This is a genomic window from Glutamicibacter nicotianae (assembly GCF_006539525.1).
Lineage (GTDB): Bacteria > Actinomycetota > Actinomycetes > Actinomycetales > Micrococcaceae > Glutamicibacter > Glutamicibacter nicotianae.
This window is the reverse complement of sequence record NZ_BJNE01000037.1, coordinates 1-1,821: the sequence shown is the minus strand read 5'-3', so window position 1 is coordinate 1,821 and position 1,821 is coordinate 1. Positions and strand designations below refer to the sequence as shown.

1 protein-coding gene and 1 pseudogene are annotated in these 1,821 nt (G+C 65.5%); one reads left to right on the top strand and one right to left on the bottom strand.

Annotated features, from left to right (window positions below):
• Positions 1 to 1,332, top strand: a 1,332-nt coding sequence (locus tag ANI01nite_RS16580) for an alpha-amylase family glycosyl hydrolase (RefSeq protein WP_141359362.1), incomplete at its 5' end; no start/stop codon positions are given.
• Positions 1,333 to 1,535: 203 nt separating this feature from the next.
• On the opposite strand, the pseudogene ANI01nite_RS16575 reads toward ANI01nite_RS16580, so the two are convergent.
• A pseudogene (locus ANI01nite_RS16575) lies at positions 1,536 to 1,821 on the bottom strand (bifunctional glycosyltransferase/CDP-glycerol:glycerophosphate glycerophosphotransferase); the annotation flags it as partial.

Here is a 1,821-nt window from a genome sequence, read left to right as displayed (position 1 = left end):
CCAAACCACTCCTCCGACCGCCACACGTGGTTTCTGGAGGCTGTTGCGGCCGGACGCGGCTCGGCCGCGCGCGAGCGCTTCCACTTCCGCGAGGGGCGCGGCGCGCAGGGCGAGCTGCCGCCCACCGACTGGACCGCTTCCTTCGGCGGCCCGCGCTGGACGCGCGTGGCGGACGGCCAGTGGTACCTGAACACCTTCACCCCGGAGCAGCCGGACTGGAACTGGGACCACCCCGAGGTGCGCGAGGACTTCCTGCGGACCCTGCGCTTCTGGTCGGATCGAGGGGTGGACGGATTCCGCGTGGACGTGGCCAACCTGCTGGTCAAGGACCTGCCAGAGCAACTGCCCAGCAAGGACGAACTGGCCCAGCTGGATCGGACCAGCGGCACCCACCCGCTCATGGACCGCGACGAGGTCCACGAGATCTACCGCGAGTGGCGCAAGGTCTTCAACGAGTACGACCCTCCGCGCTTTGCAGTGGCCGAGGCCTGGGTGGAAACCGCCGAACGCCGCGCGAAATACGCCTCCCCCGAGGGGCTCGGCCAGGCCTTCAGCTTCGACCTGCTGGTCGCCGACTTCGAGGCGGGGCAATTCCGGAGCATCATCGAGCAGAATCTCGAACAGGTGCGCGCCACCGGATCCACCTCCACCTGGGTGTTCTCCAACCACGATGTCACCCGCCACGCCACGCGCTACGGCCTGCCGCCGCTGGCCGGGCGCACGGTGAAGCAGGGCGTGGAATGGGTCAAGGCCGGAGGCCCCGGCGCAGCGCTGGACCGCCAGGGCGGGCTGCGGCGCGCCCGTGCGGCGACGCTGCTGATGCTTGCCCTGCCCGGTTCGGCCTACCTGTACCAGGGCGAGGAACTCGGCTTGCACGAGGTGGCGCAGATTCCGGCGGAATCGCGCCAGGATCCATCGTTCTTCCGCGGCGCGGAATGGGACGGCCTGGGGCGCGATGGCTGCCGGGTGCCCCTTCCGTGGACACCTCAGGGAAGCTCCTTCGGCTTCGGGGCCGGCGGCGCCCATCTCCCCCAGCCCGATTGGTTCGCCGAGTACGCCGCGAGCACCCAGGAAGAAGCCGCAGGCTCCACCCTGAACCTCTACCGGCAGGCGCTGGCGTTGCGCCACGAACTGCAGGGAGCGGAAGAGCTGGAGTGGCAGGACACGGGCAACGACCAGGTTCTGGCTTTCACCCGCCCGGGCGGCTGGCTGAGCGTCACCAACTTCGGCAACGCACCAGTCCAATTGCCTGACGGCGAGCTGCTGCTCGCGAGCCAGCCGGTCCACGGCCGTACCTTGCCGGCACACACCACGGCCTGGCTGCGCGCCTGACTGCAGCCCGGGACTTATGCCGTTCCGGGCAGGCATTCCTGCCCGGGACGGCCCGTCATTTTACGAACTGTCCAAAACCGCAAGTCATCTCACACCAATATGATGACCCACCAGATCACGACTACTTGGACTTGAAGGTTGGATTCCCAACTTCGAAATCAAACAAGGGGCTATCAAGCCTTACTATCTCCCGGAAAACTCGCTCAGAAGCCTTCCCGTCCAGGAGTGGCAGAATTCGCTTCAAATCGATCAGCGTACTTCTCATCCAATCGCCACTGATTCCTGGCTTGCGCACGAAACCACCTAGACAGGTGCGCCGATTGCTCAAAGACCGGCCCAAATCCGTGCTGGACGTAGTCGAACCATCCCTCATCAAAGGCATGACCAGGACCGAAGATCATACGGCGGTCAAATTGAAAGTAGGCGACCGGAACACCCGCGATTGCAGCTTCTGTCGCAATCGACGAGTAATCAGTAACCAGCGCCTTG